This window comes from Skermanella sp. TT6 (genome assembly GCF_016653635.2).
In the GTDB taxonomy this organism is placed as follows: domain Bacteria; phylum Pseudomonadota; class Alphaproteobacteria; order Azospirillales; family Azospirillaceae; genus Skermanella; species Skermanella cutis.
In genome coordinates this window covers 810981-828369 of sequence record NZ_CP067420.1, presented here as the reverse complement: position 1 = coordinate 828369, position 17389 = coordinate 810981, and the positions used below count along the sequence as shown (strand labels likewise).

Below are 17389 nucleotides of genomic sequence, written 5' to 3'. Positions count from 1 at the left end.
TATGTTGACGGCCAGAGGTGAGTCCGGCCCCGGGGCCGGGCAGTTCGGGTCCCCCGATGGAACGTGAATCAGAGAATTAAAGAAATGGCCAAGCCGCGCACTCTCTTCGACAAGATCTGGGACAGCCACGTCGTCCACCGCCAGGAGGACGGCACCTGCGTCCTCTATATCGACCGTCATCTGGTGCACGAAGTGACCAGCCCGCAGGCTTTCGAGGGACTGCGACTTGCCGGGCGCAAGGTGCGCCGGCCGGAGGCGACGCTGGCCGTCGCCGACCATAACGTGCCGACCAGCGATCGCAGCCAGGGCATCGCCGACGAGGAGAGCCGCATCCAGGTCGAGACGCTGGAGATGAACGCCCGCGACTTCGGCGTGCCCTATTACGCCATGGACGACATCCGCCAGGGCATCGTCCACATCATCGGGCCGGAGCAGGGCCTGACCCAGCCGGGCATGACCATCGTGTGCGGCGACAGCCACACCGCGACCCACGGCGCCTTCGGCGCGCTGGCCTTCGGCATCGGCACGTCCGAGGTCGAGCACGTGCTGGCGACCCAGACGCTCCAGCAGCGCCCGGCCAAGAACATGCGCATCACGGTGGACGGCGATCTGCCTGTGGGCGTCACCGCCAAGGACCTGATCCTGGCCGTGATCGGCGTGATCGGCACCGCCGGCGGCACCGGCCACGTCATCGAATACGCCGGCAAGGCGATCCGCGACCTGTCCATGGAAGGCCGCATGACCGTCTGCAACATGTCGATCGAGGCGGGCGCCCGCGCCGGCCTGATCGCCCCGGACGACACCACCTTCGACTACCTGAAGGGCCGCCCCTACGCTCCCAAGGCCGGCGCGTGGGAGCAGGCCGTGGCCTACTGGCGCACGCTGCCCAGCGACGAGGGCGCGGTCTACGACAAGGAGATCGTGCTCAAGGCGGAGGACATCGTGCCGCAGGTCACCTGGGGCACCAGCCCGCAGGACGTGCTGCCGATCACCGGTTCCGTGCCCGACCCGGCCGACATCGCCGACAAGGCGAAGCGCGCCGCCATCGAGCGGGCGCTGGACTATATGGGCCTGACCCCCGGCACGCCGCTCAACCAGGTCAAGGTGGACAAGGTCTTCATCGGCTCCTGCACCAACGGCCGGATCGAGGACCTGCGCGCCGCGGCCACCGTCGCCAAGGGCCGCAAGGTCGCCGACGGCGTCTACGCCATGATCGTCCCCGGCTCCGGCCTCGTGAAGGAGCAGGCGGAGGAAGAGGGCCTGGACGTGATCTTCAAGGAGGCCGGCTTCGACTGGCGCGAGCCCGGCTGCTCCATGTGCCTCGCCATGAACGCCGACAAGCTCAACCCCGGCGAGCGCTGCGCCTCCACCTCGAACCGCAACTTCGAGGGCCGGCAGGGCCGCGGCGGCCGTACCCACTTGGTCAGCCCGGCCATGGCCGTGGCGGCGGCGGTGACCGGCCACCTGACCGACATCCGCGAACTCGCCTGAGGAGCGTCCCGCATCATGGAAAAATTCACCACGCTGACCGGGGTCGCGGCCCCCCTGCCGATCATCAACGTCGATACCGACATGCTGATCCCCAAGCAGTTCCTCAAGACGATCAAGCGGACCGGCCTGGGCAAGCACCTGTTCGACGAGATGCGCTACACCCCGGAAGGGGAGGAGAAGCCCGACTTCGTCCTCAACAAGCCGGCCTACCGCCAGGCGAAGATCCTGGTCGCCGGCGACAATTTCGGCTGCGGCTCCTCGCGCGAGCACGCCCCCTGGGCGCTGGCCGATTTCGGCATCCGCTGCGTCATCGCCCCCAGCTTCGCGGACATCTTCTACAACAACTGCTTCAAGAACGGCATCCTGCCGATCGTCCTGCCGCAGGAGCAGGTGGACCTGCTGATGGACGACGCCGAGCGCGGCTCCAACGCCGTCGTCACGGTGGACCTGGAGAAGCAGGAGATCACCGGCCCCGACGGCGGCAAGGTCCGGTTCGACGTCGATCCCTTCCGGAAGCACTGCCTGCTCAACGGCCTGGACGACATCGGCCTGACGCTGGAGCACGCGGGCTCGATCGACACTTACGAGACATCGCAGCGCGGCACGCAACCCTGGTTGTGGGCATAGCGCATCAGGGGAGCTTTTCAGGAGCGCCGCGGCGCACTACAAAGCTTCCCGACAGATAATCCATGGAGTGAACACGCGATGTCCGCCAACAAGAAGCTGCTGATACTGCCCGGTGATGGTATCGGCCCGGAAGTGATGCGCCAGGTGCGGCGTGTGATCGACTGGATGGACCGTCGCAGGCGAGTGACGTTCGACGTGCAGGAAGGCCTGGTCGGCGGCATCGCCATCGACCATTACGGCGTTCCCATTTCCGACGAGACCATGGCCGATGCCATGGGCGTGGATGCCGTGCTGCTGGGCGCCGTCGGCGGCCCCAAGTGGGACAATATCGGCTTCGACAAGCGCCCCGAGGCCGGGCTGCTGCGCCTGCGCAAGGAGCTGGGCCTGTTCGCCAACCTGCGCCCGGCGATCGTGTTCGACGCTCTGGTGGACGCCTCGACCCTCAAGGCGGACATCGTCCGCGGCCTCGACCTGATGATCGTCCGGGAGCTGACCGGCGGCGTCTATTTCGGCGAGCCCCGCGGGATCGAGGACCTGCCCGACGGCCAGCGCCGCGGCGTCAACACCCAGGTCTACACCACGTCCGAGATCCACCGCGTCGCCCGCGTCGCCTTCGAGCTGGCGCGCAAGCGGCAGAACAAGGTCTGCTCGGTCGAAAAGGCCAACGTGATGGAATCCGGCCTGCTGTGGCGCCAGGAGGTGACCGCCCTGCACAAGGCCGAATATTCCGACGTCGAGCTGTCGCACATGTACGCCGACAACTGCGCCATGCAGCTGATCAAGAACCCCAAGCAGTTCGACGTCATCGTCACGGACAACCTGTTCGGCGACATGCTGTCGGACGAGGCGGCGATGATGACCGGCTCGCTCGGCATGCTTCCCTCGGCCTCGCTGGGCGCCCCCGACGACACCGGCCGCCGCCGCGCCCTGTACGAGCCGGTCCACGGCTCCGCCCCGGACATCGCCGGCCGCGACCTCGCCAACCCGATCGCCACGCTGCTCAGCTTCGCCATGATGCTGCGCTACTCGTTCGACATGAACGAGGATGCCGACCTGATCGAGCAGGCGGTCCAGACCGTGCTGAACGGCGGCACCCGCACCTCCGACATCATGGCGCCGGGCATGGCCCGCTGCTCCACGTCGGTGATGGGTGACTCGATCGTCCGCGTCCTGGAGCGGATCGCCGCCTGACCCAAGCCGAAGCGCGGGCCGACCCCGGCCCGTGCTTCCCGGTATCCCGAAACGCCTCGCGTCACCGCGCCGCATCGACCGTCGCGTGATGGCTCGTGGGCCACGTTGCGATGCGACTATCAAGGCGCTGGTCTGGACCGGCACCCCGGCCCTGCCGCGCATCCTGACCGGCACCGGCGTCGAGCGCTTCGTTTCGACCGAGTTCGCCAGCATCCGCCTGCGCCACCCCGACATGGTGGCCGAGCTGGCCGGCGGCGTCCTTCACCTGGAACTGGAATCAGGCTCCTCCCCGGACATCGTCTGGCGGATGTACGAGCATGACGGCCTGATCTCCGAACGCTACGGCAACGCGCCGGTCACCCAGCTCGTGCTGCGCCTCGGCGAGCGCCGGTCCGACGAGCCCGCCGGCATCTTCCATCCCAGCCTGAACTTCCGCTTCGAGGTCCGCTACATCGCCGACTTCGACGCCGGCCCGCTGCCCGACAGCCCGTCGCCCAACGGCGCGGTACTGCTAATCCTGTGCAAATGCGACGATATTCGAGAGCGCGTGCGCGCGATCCTGGCACGACTCGCGACGCTCGGCAGGCGGGACCGGAGCGGTTCGACATGGTCGGAAACCGCTCAGCCACCTTCAACGCCGCCGCCAAGCATCGCTTCGAGGCCCTGCCGCCCTGCTTACGAGGCTTGAAGCCGGGGGTGCTGTCGTGGTGACCACCTTGTCGTCCGGCGCCGGCGGGGCGTCAAATCGCCGAACCGTCGTCCTGAACCTGCAATCCTGCCTGCCGACAGAGCCAGAAAGAAAAGGCCGCCGTCCCTTGCGGGACGGCGGCCTTTCCGGTCTTCGTCCGATACGGGATCAGGTCCCGGTGCGGCGTTCCTCGAATTCCATGCCCGAATGCACGGTCCGCGCGGCGGCGGCGGCCGAGCGCTGGAAGGCCAGGACGACGGCGGCCATCTCGCGGCTGGTGGCGGGGGTCAGCGGGCGGCCGGGCAACCGGGTCACGCCGTCCTCGCCCACTTCGCCGTCCATCAGGCGGCGGAGCGCCTCGCGGCCGCGGCAGAGGCGCGACTTGACGGTGCCGACCTTGGCGCCCAGCACGTCGGCCGCTTCCTCGTAGCTCATGCCCTCGAGGCCGATGAGGAGAAGCACTTCACGCATTTCCGGGGTCAGCCGGGCCAGGGCCCGCTCCAGGTCGCGGACGGCGAGGCCGTGCTCCTGGGCGGCCGGCGCCGGCGGGCTCAGCGCCTCCAGCGTCTCGTCCGGCGTCGCGGTGGTGCGGGCGCGGCGCAGCTCGTTGATATGGGCGTTGCGGAGAATGGTGAACAGCCAGGCGCGCATGTTGGTGCCCGGCGTGTAGCTGTCCAGGCGGGTCAGCGCCCGCTCGAGGGTGTCCTGGACAAGATCGTCGGCCCGCTCGGGGTGGCCGACCAGAGCCCGCGCGAAACGGCGCAGAGCGGGAATTTCCTGTTCCAACCGGTCAAGCGTGTTTTCAGACATGGGTGACAGCCTCCCCGGACATTTCCGACTTCGCGCTGTTGAGCAAGGATGGGATGGTTGAGCGCAACACCATTATTCCACTTCCTGACCAGCCGGCCGCCGTCCCGAGACGGCAGCGCCGGCCTGTTTGGGTGAACCACCGCCCGGTCCCGCGGCTGGACGCCTGCGGCGCGCCAAACACACGAACTCCTAGGCAGTAAAACCTTTGGACGCCACTTTGTTCCCGCGACCCGCAAAAAATTCCGGCTTCGAAAGATCGCGGCGTAGACCGCGTGATTTCCTTCGTCATCATCGGTTTACATCCTGCAGGACCTGCCGGAACCGGATCACCGGGGCGTCGACGTTACCTCTAGGATATAAGCCCCCTGGCCCGCAACACGACCTATCTTTAAGAAACAAAACGCTACCCCCAACGTCATATTCTGACGCTTTGTAGCCATTTTAATATCACGATCCAGCCCTTGGCCTGTCCTCGACCTGTCCCCGATGCCGGGACCCCTGTCCGGAATGTCCCGTGGCATCCAGCAAATCAGGCGGAAAACGGTTGCGGGACACCCGCCCCTTGCTTTAGACATACCGGGCCTGGGGCCTTGGTCGGACACGATAGCCGGCCAGACGCCTTAACGCAAATTTAACCATACCGGCGCCACCTTGGCACCAGCAGCCGGTCCCGGCACCCCGGCGGTGCGGACCGATTGACCGAAGGTAGAAACTGGTGATTACGCAGGCTCGCACGTCCGACATCATGAAGGCCCCCCGCGGGGACCGGATCGGTGCGCGTGCTCCGGCCATCGCCAGCACGGGCGGTTCCCTGCCCCTGCCGGAAGCGCTGCTGTCTGCCCGTGGGCTGCATGGGGCTCTCCTTCTGCGACTTATGCGCCCCTGAGCGCCGCCGTCGTCATTGACAGGTGTTCAGGGGGATCATGGCGCTCGCGCCATCCATCACCGTCGCATCATTGATATCGGTCCTGCCCGCAGTCCGGTCCCGTCAAGGGGGCCGCGGGCACCGGTAAGCACAGAAGGATCCAGTTCCATGACCGCCGCCACCGACCAGACCCCCGTCAACGCCGCCCCCTCCCCTTCCGACGCCGGCCGCGTCATCATCTTCGACACCACCCTGCGCGACGGCGAGCAGTCGCCCGGCGCCTCCATGAACCTGGAGGAGAAGCTGCGCATCGCCCGCGTGCTGGAGGAGATGGGCGTGGACGTGATCGAGGCCGGATTCCCGATCGCCTCCAACGGCGACTTCGAGGCCGTGCGCGAGATCGGCAAGGTCGTCCGCAACTCGGTCATCGCCGGACTGTCGCGCGCCAACCGCCGCGACATCGACCGCGCCGCCGAGGCCCTGCAGTTCGCCGAGCGCAAGCGCATCCACACCTTCATCTCCACCAGCCCGCTGCACATGAAGTACAAGCTGCAGATGGAGCCGGAGAAGGTGCTGCAGGCCGTCTGGGACAGCGTCACCCACGCCCGCAACCATGTGGAGGACGTGGAATGGAGCGCCGAGGACGGCTCGCGCACCGAGCACGACTTCCTGTGCCGCTGCGTCGAGACCGCGATCAAGGCGGGCGCCACCACGATCAACATCCCCGACACCGTCGGCTACGGCGTGCCGGAGGAATACGGCGCCCTGTTCACGATGCTGATCAACCGGGTGCCCAATGCCGACAAGGCGATCTTCTCGGTCCATTGCCACAACGACTTAGGGTTGGCGGTCGCCAACTCGCTGGCCGGCGTCACCGCCGGCGCCCGGCAGATCGAATGCACGATCAATGGCCTGGGCGAGCGCGCCGGCAACGCCGCGCTGGAGGAGATCGTCATGGCGCTGCGCACCCGCGCCGACGCCCTGCCCTACACCACAGGCATCCAGACCGAGCAGATCATGACGGCGTCCCGCCTGGTATCGGCGGTGACCGGCTTCGTGGTCCAGCCGAACAAGGCGATCGTCGGCAAGAACGCCTTCGCCCATGAGTCCGGCATCCACCAGGACGGGATGCTGAAGAACGCCCAGACCTACGAGATCATGACCCCGGAATCGGTTGGCCTGAACCGCTCGACCCTGGTCATGGGCAAGCATTCCGGCCGCGCCGCCTTCCGGGCCAAGCTGAAGGACCTGGGCTACGCGCTGGGCGACAACGCCATCGAGGAGACCTTCGTCCGCTTCAAGGACTTGGCGGACAAGAAGAAGGACGTCTTCGACGAGGACATCATAGCGCTGGTCGACGACAGCATCGGCAGCACCAACGAGCGGATCCGCTTCGTCTCGCTGATGGTGGTCGCCGGCTCCAAGGGTCCCCAGCGGGCCGAGCTGGAGCTGGAGATCGACGGCGAGGCCGTGAGCACGGTCGCGACCGGGTCCGGCCCGGTGGATGCCACCTTCAACGCGATCTCGGCGCTGTTCCCCCACGAGGCCAGGCTGCAGCTGTACCAGGTCCACGCCGTGACCGAGGGCACCGACGCGCAGGCGGAAGTGACCGTCCGGCTGGAGGAGAACGGCAAGACGGTCAACGGCCAGGGCGCCGACACCGACACCCTGGTGGCGAGCTGCCGCGCCTATGTCCACGCCCTGAACAAGTTGCTGACCAAGCGTCAGAAAACGGCGCCCGAGGCACTCTCCGCTTGAGTGGTTTGCGGCGTTGCTCTATTCAAACGGATGGTGGTTCGTGCCCTCGAGCCTCCATCCAGATTACCTCCGACGGCGGCTCGCCAATGAGCCGCCGTTGTCTCGGATGGGCCGCGTCAACCGGATGAAGAGTTAATCAACTCCATGTTTTCCAAATTGCTCGGCGTCCTGTCGGCCGACATGGCGATCGACCTGGGTACGGCCAACACCCTCGTGTACGTCAAGGGGCGGGGAATCGTCCTGAACGAGCCGTCGGTCGTCGCCATCGCCACCATCCGCGGCAAGAAGCAGGTGCTCGCGGTCGGCGACGAGGCCAAGATGATGCTGGGCCGCACGCCCGGCAACATCCAGGCGATCCGGCCGCTGCGGGACGGCGTCATCGCCGACTTCGAAGTCGCCGAGGAGATGATCAAGCACTTCATCCGCAAGGTGCACAACCGCCGCAGCTTCGCGAGCCCGCAGGTGATCATCTGCGTGCCGTCGGGCTCCACCGCGGTCGAGCGGCGCGCGATCCAGGAGTCGGCCGAGTCGGCCGGCGCCCGCCGGGTCTTCCTGATCGAGGAGCCGATGGCAGCCGCGATCGGCGCGGGCCTGCCGGTGACCGAACCGACCGGCAGCATGGTCGTCGATATCGGCGGCGGTACGACCGAGGTCGCCGTGCTGTCGCTGGGCGGCATCGTCTATTCCCGCTCGGTCCGCGTCGGCGGCGACAAGATGGACGAGGCGATCATCGGCTATATCCGCCGCAACCACAACCTGCTGGTCGGCGAGAGCTCGGCCGAGCGGATCAAGAAGGAGATCGGCTCCGCCTGCCCGCCCGAGGACGGCGAGGGCCGGATCATGGAGATCAAGGGCCGCGACCTGATGAACGGCGTGCCCAAGGAACTGATCATCAGCGAGCGCCAGATCGCGGAATCCCTGTCCGAGCCGGTCAGCGCCATCATCGAGGCGGTGAAGGTGGCCCTGGAGCACACGGCGCCGGAACTGGCCGCCGACATCGTGGACAAGGGCATCGTGCTGACCGGCGGCGGCGCCCTGCTCAGCAACCTGGATTATGTGCTGCGCCACGCGACGGGCCTTCCGGTCTCCATCGCCGACGATCCGCTGTCCTGCGTGGCGCTCGGCACGGGCCGGGCTCTCGAAGAGATGAAGACGCTTAAGCACGTTCTCATCCAGATGTACTCCTGATATTCATAATCGGCGCGGCACACTCCCTCCAGGAGGGCTGCCGCCCGTGCAACCTCCTGACATCCGGCTTTCAGCCCCGCAGAGCACAGGAAAGGCCCCGTGAAGACACGTGCCACCGGATCCGTGGTTCGTCTCGCCGCACCCCTGCGCGCGCTGGCCCAGCGATTCTCCTTCCTTCTCCTGGTGTTCGCCGCCATAGCCCTGATGATGGTCGGCAAGGTCGACACCGTGCTGGTGGACGGGCTGCGGGTCCGGGTGACCGATGCCTTCGCCCCGATCCTGGACGCGATCTCCCGCCCCGCGGCGACGGCGGCCCATTTCGTCGAGAGCCTGCACGAGATCGTCAACCTGCGCGGTGAGAACGAGCGGCTCCGGCAGGAGAACGCGGCGCTGCTGCAGTGGCAGCAGGCGGCCCAGCGGCTCGACGCCGAGAACCGCAGCCTGCGCAGCCTGCTGAACTACAAGCCCGAACTGGCCGCCTCCTACATCACGGCCCGGGTCGTCGCCGATCCCGGCGGCGCCTTCGTCCGCACCGTCGTCGTCACCGCCGGCCGGCGCGACGGCGTCAGGCCCGGCCAGGCCGCCGTGTCCGGCCGGGGATTGATGGGCCGCGTGGTCCAGGCGGGGGAATGGTCGTCGCGCGTCCTGCTGATCACGGACCTCAACTCGCGCATCCCGGTGGTGATCGAGCCGTCGCGCCAGCGCGCCGTGATGGGCGGCGACAATTCCGGGACGCCGCGCCTGCTCTATCTGCCGGGCGACACCGCGCCGGCGGTCGGCGACAGGGTGGTGACCTCGGGGCATGGCGGCATGTTCCCGCCGGGGCTGCCGGTCGGGCTGGTCGCGGAGGTGGGCGAGAGCGCGATCCGGGTGCAGCCCTTCGTCGATCCCGGGCGGGTCGAGCATGTCCAGCTGGTCAATTTCGGGCTGTCCGGCGGCCTTGGCGCCAATGCCCCGGCGGACGCCGCCGGCGGCCTGAACTGACGCCGGCGGGACCCTTGCCCATGACCGGCGGCTTCTGGAGCAGGATCGACCAGACGGGGCGCAACATGGCGCCCCTGTCGATCACGGCGGCCCTGATGCTGGTCGGGATGGTGCCCCTGCACCTGCCCAACTATGCCCCGGTGGCCCCCATGCTGCCGCTGATGGCGGTCTATTACTGGGTGATCCACCGGCCCGACCTGCTGCGCCCCAGCATGGCGTTCGGCCTGGGCCTGCTCCAGGACCTGCTGAGCGGAACCCCGCTGGGGATGACGCCGCTGATCCATGTGCTGGTCTACTGGGTGGTGCTGACCCAGCGGCGTTTCTTCCTGGGGACGTCCTTCGCGATGCTGTGGTTCGGGTTCGCGCTGGTGGCCTTCGGCGCCGGCCTGGTCGGCTGGCTCGCCTGGTCGATCCTGAACCTGCGGCTGCTGTCGCCCAACTCTGCCCTGATGCAGTCGACCATGACGGTGGCGGTGTTCCCGCTGTTCGGCTGGCTGTTCATCCGCATCCACCGCGCCTTTCTCCAGGCCTGACGAGGTCCTTGCCGCCATGGAGCGCGATACCGATAGATACCGCAGCCTGACCCGGCGGGCCCTGATGCTGGGCGGCATGCAGGCCGGCCTGCTGTCGACGCTGGTCGCCCGGATGTATTACCTGCAGGTGCTGGAGTCCGACCGATACACGGTGCTGGCGGAAGAGAACCGGATCAACATGCGCCTGCTCGCCCCGTCGCGCGGCCAGGTGCTGGACCGGTTCGGCGTGCCGCTGGCGGTGAACCAGCAGAATTTCCGCGTGGTCATGGTGTCGGAGCAGGCGCGCAAGATCGACCGCATGCTGACGCTGATCTCGGAGATCGTGCCGCTGACCGAGGCGGACTGGCGCCGCATCACCCGCGAGATCCAGCGCAAGCGCGCCTTCGTGCCGGTCACGGTGAAGGAGAACCTGACCTGGGATCAGGTCACCATGATCGAGGTGAACGCCCCCGACCTGCCCGGCGTCTCGATCGAGGTCGGCGAACTGCGCAGCTATCCCTACGAAGCCGCGACCGCCCATTTCCTGGGCTATGTCGGCGCCGTGTCGGAATCCGAGCTGAACGGCGATCCGGTCCTGGCGCTGCCCGGCTTCCGCATCGGCAAGTCGGGCATGGAGAAGTTCCACGACGCCAGCCTGCGCGGCGTCGCGGGCACCAGCCAGTTGGAGGTCAACGCGGTCGGCCGGGTGATCCGCGAGCTGTCGCGCCAGGAGGGCCAGCCCGGCCGCGACCTCACGCTGACCATCGACATCGGCCTGCAGCAATACGCCCAGGATCGGCTGAAGGAGGAGAAGAGCGCCGCGGCCGTCGTGATGGACGTGCATACCGGCGGCATCTACTCCATGGCGTCGAATCCCAGCTACGACCCCAACCTGTTCACGACGGGCATCAACGCGGAGGCCTGGGAGGACCTGCTGTCCGACCCGACGACCCCGCTGACCAACAAGGTGGTCGCCGGTCAGTACGCGCCCGGCTCCACCTTCAAGATGCTGGTGGCGCTGGCGGCGCTGGACAGCGGCATCGTCGGGCCGCGCCATACGGTGTTCTGCCCCGGCCACATGGACCTGGGCGACCACCGCTTCCATTGCTGGAAGAAGGGCGGGCACGGCACGCTGGACCTGGTCGGCGCGCTCAAGCATTCCTGCGATACCTTCTTCTACGACCTGGCGCGCCGGATCGGCATCGACCGCATCCACGACATGGCGAAGCGCTTCGGCATGGGCCAGCGGACCCAGCTCGACCTGCCCAGCGAGCGGCCGGGACTGATCCCCAGCCGGGAGTGGAAGCAGGCCAACCTGGGCAAGTCCTGGACCCAGGGGGAGTCGCTGATCGCCGCAATCGGCCAGGGCTATGTGCTGGCGACCCCGCTGCAGCTCGCGGTGATGCTGTCCCGGCTGGTCAACGGCGGCTTCGCGGTCAAGCCGCACCTGACCAAGCAGATCGAGCGCGGACCGGCGGAACAGACCGCCTGGCCTTCCCTGGGTGTCAACAAGGGCCACCTGGACCTGGTGCTCCAGGGCATGAACGCCGTGATGAACCAGCCGGGCGGCACCGCCTACAAGATGCGCATAGCCGAGGCCGGCTTCGAGATGGGCGGCAAGACGGGGACCAGCCAGGTCCGCCGCATCACCATGGCGGAACGCAGCACCGGCGTCCTGAAGAACGAGCAGCTGCCGTGGCGCCAGCGCGACCACGCGCTGTTCGTCGGCTTCGCGCCGCTGCACGCGCCGCGCTACGCCTGCGCCGTCATCGTCGAGCATGGCGGCGGCGGCTCGGCGGTGGCGGCGCCGATCGCCCGCGACATCCTGCTGGAGGTCCAGCGCCGCGACAGCGCGCGGGGCGTGCCCCAGGTCTCCAGCGCGGTCCCGGCGGCGGAGCCGGCCCAGCCGGCTCCGGGGGACAAGCCGGGGAGGATCGGCGGATGAACGGCGACTTCCTGGGCCACCAGCCGGAACTGACGCTGGGCGAAAAGCTGTGGCAGATCAATTGGAAGCTGATCCTGCTGCTGACGGCCATCGCCTCGGTCGGCTGGGCCATGCTCTATTCGGCGGCCAACGGCAGCGTCGATCCCTGGGCCTCCCGCCAGGCGGTCCGGTTCGGCGCGGGCATCTGCGTGATGGTGGCGGTTGGGCTGATCGACCTGCGGCTGTGGCTCCGCCTGTCCTATCCGATCTACGGCGTGGCCCTGGTGCTGCTGATCGCGGTCGAGATCGTCGGCGAGATCGGCATGGGGGCGCAGCGCTGGATCGACCTGGGCATCATCCAGATCCAGCCGTCGGAGATCATGAAGATCGCGATCGTGCTGGCGCTCGCCCGCTACTTCCATGCCGCCTCGCTGGAGGAGGTCGGTCGGCCCACCTTCCTGATCGTGCCGCTGCTGATGGTGCTGGCCCCGGTCGGGCTGGTGATGAAGCAGCCGGACCTGGGTACCGCGCTGATGGTCATGATGGTCGGCGGCGCGATCTTCTTCCTGGTCGGCGTCCGGCTGTGGAAGTTCGCCGTGATCATCGCGGGCGGCGCCGCCTCGATCCCGGTCGCGTGGCAGTTCCTGCACGACTACCAGAAGAACCGGGTGCTTATCTTCCTGAACCCGGAGAACGATCCGCTGGGCGCCGGCTACCACATCACCCAGTCCAAGATCGCGCTGGGGTCAGGCGGCGTGGTCGGCAAGGGCTACATGATGGGCAGCCAGAGCCACCTGAACTTCCTGCCGGAGAAGCAGACCGACTTCATCTTCACGATGCTGGCGGAGGAACTGGGCATGATCGGCGGCACCGGGCTGCTGCTGCTCTACAGTCTTCTGATCGCCTACGGCGTCATCATCGCGCTCCGCTGCCGCAACCAGTTCGGCCGGCTGGTGGGCCTGGGCGTTTCCACCAACCTGTTCCTCTACGTCTTCATCAACATCGCCATGGTGATGGGCCTGATCCCCGTGGTCGGCATCCCCCTGCCCCTGATCTCCTACGGCGGCACGGCCATGCTGACGGTGCTGTTCGGCTTCGGGCTGGTGATGTCGGTCTATATCCACCGCGACGTCCGGATCACCCGCCGGACGCTGGCCGGAGAGCTTTGACGGGTCTGGTAAAAAACTGTCATGGAAGCGGTTTTTTGGCATCGACAAGGGGGGTCCGCTTTGCTATCTACCCCTCGTCGCCGAACACCGGACGGAAACGGACGGAACGCTGCGGCGGACATTGCGGGTGCATAGCTCAGTTGGTAGAGCAGCTGACTCTTAATCAGCGGGCCCAAGGTTCGAGTCCTTGTGCACCCACCAAATTTTGAAGGCCCTGGAAAGCGACGCTTTCCGGGGCTTTCGCTTTTTCGAGTCACCGTCGGCGTGGTCGCTGCTTCCGGTTCGGCATCCGCTGCATGTTCCACAGGGGATCTCGCTTGTGTAGACTGCGGCCGTGAGCAGGGAAGATGTCGGTCATGCGGGAAGATGCGAGACTTGCGTTTCCGGTAGACAGGTTGCCGCCAGAGCTGTCCGCCGCGCTGGACGGTGGAGAGGCAGGGGCGATCTACGCCGTCCATATCCGGAAACTGTCCGCAGAGGACGCGGCCGAGTTCCTTGAAATCCGCGCCAAGGTACGGGAGGGACTGGCGGACCTCGAAGCAGGGAAGGTTCTGGACGAGGCCGAAGCCTTCGCCGAGATCCAGCGGATAATCGACGATAGAGCCGAGTAAGGATGCCATCCGTTCGCGTCGCGCGATCGAGGACGTGGCAGGTGGCGGTGCTTACATCGCCAAGGACAGCCCGCGCATGGCAGAACAGTTCGTTTCGGGTGTGCGCGAAACATTCAAAACATTGGCGAAAAGCCCACTGCTGGGCCGAGAGCGGGACGATTTAGGCAGGGAAATCCGCATGTTCCCGTTCGGTAAATACCTGATTTTCTACCGCTCTCGGGACGACGGCGTCCTTATCGTCCGTGTCCTGCATGGCGCCCGGAGTCTTCCGGACCTGTTCAAATCGTGAAGGCCCCGCTGGAAGCGACCGGCCAGCGCCACCTCGACTTCCAGCCATCACGCCCTCCGGCAATGCCTCGCTTTGCCGCCCCCATGGGAGGGTGCGCGTCCCGCGCACCTTGGGCGGCGGGACGCCGCCCCTCCCCGTGAAGAGGGCGTTGGGCGTCAGCTCACGTTGAGCGCCACGAAGCGCAGGTCGCCGCGGCGGTCGATCAGGAGCAGCACGGTCTTGCGGTTCGCGTCCTTGGCGGCCTTGACCTTGGCGGCGACGTCCTGGGGCGTGGAGACCTCCTCCTGGCCGACCTCGACGATCACGTCGCCGGGACGCAGGTCCTTCTCCGCGGCGCTGCTGTTGCCGGCGACCTCGGTGACCAGGACGCCGCGAAGCTGCTCGTTGATGTCGAACTGCTGGCGCAGCTCGGGCGTGATGCCGGTCAGCTTCAGGCCCAGCGCCTCGACGGACTCCGGAGCGGTCGGCGCCGGTTCGTCGGGGACCGCGGCCAGTATGCCGGACTCCTCCGCGGCCTCGAGTTCGCCGACCTTGACCCGGACCGTCTGTTCCTGGCCGCGGCGCCACAGCTTGACCGGCACCTGTTCCTCCACGCCGGTCTCGGCGACGACCCGCGGCAGGCGGCGCATCTCGTTCACTTCCTTGCCGTCGAAGGTCAGGATGACGTCGCCGGCCTGGATGCCGGCCTCGGCGGCCGGGCCGTTCGGGGTCACGCTGGCGACCAGCGCGCCGGTGGCGGAGCGGAGCCCCAGGCTTTCGGCGATCTCGGGCGTGACGCCCTGGATGCGGACGCCGAGCCAGCCGCGCCGGGTGCGGCCGAAATCCTTGAGCTGGGCGACGACGCTGCGGGCCAGCGTCGAGGGGATCGCGAAGCCGATGCCGACCGAGCCGCCGGACGGCGAGAAGATGGCCGTGTTGATGCCGATCACCTCGCCCCTCATGTTGAACATGGGACCGCCGGAGTTGCCGCGGTTGATCGAGGCGTCGGTCTGGAGGAAATCGTCATAGGGGCCGGCGTTGATGTCGCGGGCGCGGGCCGAGATGATGCCGGCGGTCACGCTGCCGCCCAGGCCGAACGGGTTGCCGATCGCCAGCACCCAGTCGCCGACCCGCATCGCGTCGCTGTCGCCGAAGGTGACCGCCGTCAGCTTGCGGTCGGTCTTGACGCGCAGCAGCGCCAGGTCGGTCTTCGGATCCCGGCCGACCAGCTCGGCCTTCAGGTTGGTGTCGTCCTGAAGGATGACGTTGATCTCGTCGGCGTCCTGGATCACGTGGTTGTTGGTCACCACCAGGCCCTCGGCGTCGATCACGAAGCCCGAGCCGAGCGAGGTGGCACGGCGCGGCGGCGCGTTCTGCTCGCGCCCCTGGCGGTCGAAGAAGTCGCGGAAGAACTCCTCGAAGGGGGAGCCGGGCGGGAACTGCGGCATCTCGGGGCCGGGGCGCGGGCCGGCGCCGCGGCGTTCCGGAATATTCTGCGTGGTCGAGATGTTCACGACTGCGGGAAGCAGCTTCTGCGCCAGGTCGGCGAAACTCTCCGGAGCGTTCGCGCGGCCCTGGGCGTGGGCCATGTCGGGGAAGGCGAATAGCAGAGCCGCGATCACCGGCAGTCCGGCGGCGAACCTGATCAAGGCGGGCCTGAACCAGGCCGGGCGCCGCCGCCCGCTGTCTGTCGCCATGGCGTCTCCTCCGGCATTCGCTGCGGCATTCCTTCGAGCACTGTTCGTCACGGAAGCTCTCTCCTTGCTTCGATTATGCCACCGCCCGCGCCGCCGCGCGCCCGTCCAGGGGCACCGCAGCCGATCGCCGGTGTCAGCCGATATGTACGCGCGGACCGGCAACGGCCAGTCCGGGTCATGCCGTCAGCGCGGATAATAAACGCTCTTGCGGTGGGAAAGTAAGGCATTGCATGGGCATCGGCCGAAGGATCTGCGCTCCGGCGGGGACGCCGGCTCCGGTCATCCCCGCAACAGCCAGACCAGCCCCACCCCGCTGATCGCCGCGATCAGGCCGGCGATGCGCAACTGGCCCACGGGGGTCATCAGGGCGATCGCCAGCATGCGGCGCATCAGGTCGGGAAAGAGGGCATAGGCGATGCCCTCGAGCACGAGCACGAGAGCCAGCGCCGTCAGCAGTTCAGTGGTCAACGCGATGCCTTGAAGGAGAGGGCGCCGCGGCACGCCGATCCGGCGCCGCGACGGAAGTCCATGGAAGGAACGGGCCGGCACCCGTCAGGTGGGTGCCGGCCCGGGTCGTGCGGGGTTGTCAGTTCGCCGCGCCGCCCGGCTGGACGTTCTCGGCGCCCTGGGTGGCAGACGGAGGCGGCGGGCTGATCTGTGCCGCCGGCGGACCGCCCGCAGCGCCGGGGGTGCCGTTGGGAGCGCCGCCGGGAGCACCCGGCGCACCGGCCGGCGCACCGGCCAGGTTGCCGAAATACTTGAAGAAATCGCCCGACGGCGAGAGCACCATGGTGGTGTCCTCGTTGCGCAGGCTGTCGCGGTAGGCCTGGAGCGTCCGGTAGAACGAGTAGAACTCGGCGTCGCGGCCGGTCGCTTCCGCGATGATTCGGAACGCCTGGTTGTCGCCCTCGCCTCGGAGCACCTGCGCGTCGCGTTGCGCCTCGGCGAGGATGACGGTCCGCTCGCGTTCCGCCCGGGAGCGGATCTGCTGGGCCTGCTCCTGGCCCTGCGCGCGGAACTCGGCGGCTTCGCGCTCACGTTCCGACCGCATGCGGGCGAAGATCGACTGGCTGGTCTCCTCCGGCAGGTCGGCGCGGCGGATGCGGACGTCCACCACCTCGATGCCGAAGCGCTGGGCCTCGCCGTTGACCTGGTCGCGGATGTCGGTCATCACGCGGGCACGCTCGTCCGACAGGATCGACAGCACGGTGACATTGCCGAGCACGCGGCGGAGCGCCGAGACGACCACGGTGCTCAGCCGCTGCTCCAGCACCTGCTCGGACCCGACGGACTGGAAGAAGCGCAGGGGATCGGTGATCCGGTAGCGGGCGAAGGCGTCCACGTCGAGGCGCTTCTGGTCGGCCAGGATGACCTGCTCGACCGGCGGATCGACGTCGAGCACGCGCCGGTCGTACAGGACCACGTTCTGGATGAACGGGACCTTGGCCTTCAGGCCCGGCTCCTGGATGACCCGGCGCGGTTCGCCGAACTGGAGCACCAGCGCCTGCTGGGTCTCGTTGACGGTGAACAGGCTGGCCGACGCGAGGATGCCGAGGACCACGACGACGATGCCGACGATCGCGAGATTCTTGTTCATGTCTCAGCT

The 17389-nt window shown here is 67.7% G+C and carries 16 protein-coding genes and 1 tRNA gene; 13 read left to right on the top strand and 4 right to left on the bottom strand.

The window, feature by feature from the left end:
• Window positions 1-84 precede the first annotated feature (84 nt).
• The 4 genes from leuC (at window position 85) to IGS68_RS03845 (ending at window position 3997) form a co-directional block, all read left to right on the top strand.
• Window positions 85-1491: a 3-isopropylmalate dehydratase large subunit gene (gene leuC / locus IGS68_RS03860; protein WP_201077457.1), complete on the top strand. Its 1407-nt coding sequence runs from the start codon at window positions 85-87 to the stop codon at window positions 1489-1491.
• 15 nt (window positions 1492-1506) lie between these two features.
• Complete coding sequence (gene leuD / locus IGS68_RS03855) at window positions 1507-2118, top strand: 3-isopropylmalate dehydratase small subunit (RefSeq protein ID WP_201077455.1); 612 nt, start codon at window positions 1507-1509, stop codon at window positions 2116-2118.
• A gap of 78 nt (window positions 2119-2196) precedes the next feature.
• Window positions 2197-3309 carry a 3-isopropylmalate dehydrogenase gene (gene leuB, locus IGS68_RS03850; protein WP_201077453.1) on the top strand — a complete coding sequence of 371 codons (1113 nt, stop codon included), beginning with the start codon at window positions 2197-2199 and terminating at the stop codon, window positions 3307-3309.
• A gap of 88 nt (window positions 3310-3397) precedes the next feature.
• Window positions 3398-3997 carry a hypothetical protein gene (locus IGS68_RS03845; RefSeq protein WP_201077451.1) on the top strand — a complete coding sequence of 200 codons (600 nt, stop codon included), beginning with the start codon at window positions 3398-3400 and terminating at the stop codon, window positions 3995-3997.
• A 168-nt stretch (window positions 3998-4165) separates the two neighbouring features.
• Here the strand turns inward: IGS68_RS03845 and IGS68_RS03840 are convergent, their stop codons facing one another.
• Complete coding sequence (locus tag IGS68_RS03840) at window positions 4166-4807, bottom strand: sigma-70 family RNA polymerase sigma factor (RefSeq protein ID WP_201077449.1); 642 nt, start codon at window positions 4805-4807, stop codon at window positions 4166-4168.
• Between the two features lie 1033 nt (window positions 4808-5840).
• On the opposite strand from IGS68_RS03840, the gene IGS68_RS03835 reads away from it, so the two are divergent.
• The 9 genes from IGS68_RS03835 (at window position 5841) to IGS68_RS03795 (ending at window position 14107) form a co-directional block, all read left to right on the top strand.
• Window positions 5841-7430: a 2-isopropylmalate synthase gene (locus IGS68_RS03835; RefSeq protein ID WP_201077447.1), complete on the top strand. Its 1590-nt coding sequence runs from the start codon at window positions 5841-5843 to the stop codon at window positions 7428-7430.
• Between the two features lie 144 nt (window positions 7431-7574).
• The gene (locus tag IGS68_RS03830) at window positions 7575-8618 is read left to right on the top strand and encodes a rod shape-determining protein (RefSeq protein ID WP_158043941.1); all 1044 of its coding nucleotides are present in this window, start codon (window positions 7575-7577) and stop codon (window positions 8616-8618) included.
• Between the two features lie 99 nt (window positions 8619-8717).
• The gene (mreC, locus tag IGS68_RS03825) at window positions 8718-9602 is read left to right on the top strand and encodes a rod shape-determining protein MreC (protein WP_201077445.1); all 885 of its coding nucleotides are present in this window, start codon (window positions 8718-8720) and stop codon (window positions 9600-9602) included.
• Between the two features lie 20 nt (window positions 9603-9622).
• Window positions 9623-10135: a rod shape-determining protein MreD gene (gene mreD / locus IGS68_RS03820; RefSeq protein ID WP_201077443.1), complete on the top strand. Its 513-nt coding sequence runs from the start codon at window positions 9623-9625 to the stop codon at window positions 10133-10135.
• Window positions 10136-10151: 16 nt separating this feature from the next.
• Window positions 10152-12059 (top strand): penicillin-binding protein 2, encoded by a 1908-nt coding sequence (gene mrdA / locus IGS68_RS03815; RefSeq protein ID WP_201077441.1) that lies wholly within the window; start codon window positions 10152-10154, stop codon window positions 12057-12059.
• Window positions 12056-13207, top strand: coding sequence for a rod shape-determining protein RodA (gene rodA, locus IGS68_RS03810; protein ID WP_201077439.1), 1152 nt, complete (start codon window positions 12056-12058; stop codon window positions 13205-13207). The genes mrdA and rodA overlap by 4 nt, the downstream gene beginning before the upstream one ends.
• 125 nt (window positions 13208-13332) lie before the next feature.
• Window positions 13333-13408: transfer RNA gene (locus tag IGS68_RS03805), tRNA-Lys, on the top strand.
• Window positions 13409-13563: 155 nt separating this feature from the next.
• Window positions 13564-13818, top strand: coding sequence for a hypothetical protein (locus IGS68_RS03800; protein WP_201077437.1), 255 nt, complete (start codon window positions 13564-13566; stop codon window positions 13816-13818).
• A gap of 34 nt (window positions 13819-13852) precedes the next feature.
• Window positions 13853-14107: a type II toxin-antitoxin system RelE/ParE family toxin gene (locus IGS68_RS03795; protein ID WP_201077435.1), complete on the top strand. Its 255-nt coding sequence runs from the start codon at window positions 13853-13855 to the stop codon at window positions 14105-14107.
• A gap of 155 nt (window positions 14108-14262) precedes the next feature.
• On the opposite strand, the gene IGS68_RS03790 is transcribed toward IGS68_RS03795, so the two are convergent.
• From IGS68_RS03790 to hflC, 3 genes are all read right to left on the bottom strand, one after another.
• Entirely contained in the window at window positions 14263-15783 is a 1521-nt protein-coding gene (locus IGS68_RS03790) for a DegQ family serine endoprotease (RefSeq protein WP_201077433.1), read from the bottom strand.
• A 279-nt stretch (window positions 15784-16062) separates the two neighbouring features.
• Entirely contained in the window at window positions 16063-16251 is a 189-nt protein-coding gene (locus IGS68_RS03785; protein WP_201077431.1) for a DUF2065 domain-containing protein, read from the bottom strand.
• Between the two features lie 118 nt (window positions 16252-16369).
• Window positions 16370-17380, bottom strand: a complete 1011-nt coding sequence (gene hflC / locus IGS68_RS03780; protein WP_201077429.1) for a protease modulator HflC — start codon at window positions 17378-17380, stop codon at window positions 16370-16372.
• Window positions 17381-17389 lie beyond the last annotated feature (9 nt).

Coding starts and splice junctions, on each gene's coding strand:
- leuB (WP_201077453.1), top strand. CDS start 2,197: ATGTCCGCCAACAAGAAGCTGCTGATACTGCCCGGTGATGGTATCGGC.
- IGS68_RS03835 (WP_201077447.1), top strand. CDS start 5,841: ATGACCGCCGCCACCGACCAGACCCCCGTCAACGCCGCCCCCTCCCCT.
- leuD (WP_201077455.1), top strand. CDS start 1,507: ATGGAAAAATTCACCACGCTGACCGGGGTCGCGGCCCCCCTGCCGATC.
- IGS68_RS03790 (WP_201077433.1), bottom strand. CDS start 15,783: ATGGCGACAGACAGCGGGCGGCGGCGCCCGGCCTGGTTCAGGCCCGCC.
- IGS68_RS03830 (WP_158043941.1), top strand. CDS start 7,575: ATGTTTTCCAAATTGCTCGGCGTCCTGTCGGCCGACATGGCGATCGAC.
- mrdA (WP_201077441.1), top strand. CDS start 10,152: ATGGAGCGCGATACCGATAGATACCGCAGCCTGACCCGGCGGGCCCTG.
- leuC (WP_201077457.1), top strand. CDS start 85: ATGGCCAAGCCGCGCACTCTCTTCGACAAGATCTGGGACAGCCACGTC.
- hflC (WP_201077429.1), bottom strand. CDS start 17,380: ATGAACAAGAATCTCGCGATCGTCGGCATCGTCGTCGTGGTCCTCGGC.
- rodA (WP_201077439.1), top strand. CDS start 12,056: ATGAACGGCGACTTCCTGGGCCACCAGCCGGAACTGACGCTGGGCGAA.
- IGS68_RS03840 (WP_201077449.1), bottom strand. CDS start 4,807: ATGTCTGAAAACACGCTTGACCGGTTGGAACAGGAAATTCCCGCTCTG.
- IGS68_RS03800 (WP_201077437.1), top strand. CDS start 13,564: ATGCGGGAAGATGCGAGACTTGCGTTTCCGGTAGACAGGTTGCCGCCA.
- IGS68_RS03845 (WP_201077451.1), top strand. CDS start 3,398: ATGGCTCGTGGGCCACGTTGCGATGCGACTATCAAGGCGCTGGTCTGG.
- mreD (WP_201077443.1), top strand. CDS start 9,623: ATGACCGGCGGCTTCTGGAGCAGGATCGACCAGACGGGGCGCAACATG.